1 protein-coding gene and 1 pseudogene are annotated in these 525 nt (G+C 69.9%); both read right to left on the bottom strand.

The features are described from left to right. On the bottom strand, positions 1-256 hold a 256-nt coding region (locus tag ACFQEU_RS18005), incomplete at its 3' end, for a class I SAM-dependent methyltransferase (protein ID WP_379784394.1). 79 nt (positions 257-335) lie between these two features. Next, positions 336-525, bottom strand: a pseudogene (locus ACFQEU_RS18000) (bifunctional oligoribonuclease/PAP phosphatase NrnA); the annotation flags it as partial.

The raw sequence follows: 525 nt of genomic DNA, 5'->3' as shown, positions 1-525 counted from the left end.
CGTCCGACCCGAGTTTCCCGCGGGCGACCGAGAGCATCCCCTCGTACGCGTCGACGGCCGTCACGTCGAACCCGCGCTCGACGAACCGCCGCGTGTGTTCGCCGGTGCCGCAGCCGACCTCGAGGAGCCGCCGGCCGTCGACCCCGTGACGGGACAGCTGGTCGACGACGAACTCGACGTCGCGATCGTAGTTCCACCCGGACTGGATGGCGTCGTACAGCTCCGGGTGGTCGGTGTAGAGCCGTTCCTCGGCCATCAGGCGAGGATCTACTCCGAGAGATGATACGCGTTCCGGGGCCGTGGGTAAGTATCACACACGACTCGCCGCCTCCGACTCACTCCGGGAAGTCGCTCGCGGGTTCCGTCGGCGTCGTCCCGGGTGTCGGCGCTGGCGGGTCGTCGAGCGCCTCGAAGAACCGCCCGGAGACGAACGCCTCGACCACCTCGTCGAACGACTCGTCGTCGGCGACCGCCTCCAGGATCCCGACGGGGACCTGCGCGCCGGCCATGTTGGCGTGCCCGCCG

Origin of the sequence: Halorubrum tibetense, assembly GCF_042661865.1 — an archaeon.
Classification (GTDB): domain Archaea; phylum Halobacteriota; class Halobacteria; order Halobacteriales; family Haloferacaceae; genus Halorubrum; species Halorubrum tibetense.
The sequence above is the reverse complement of the archived record's forward strand: the minus strand, read 5'-3'. Positions and strand labels throughout refer to the sequence as shown.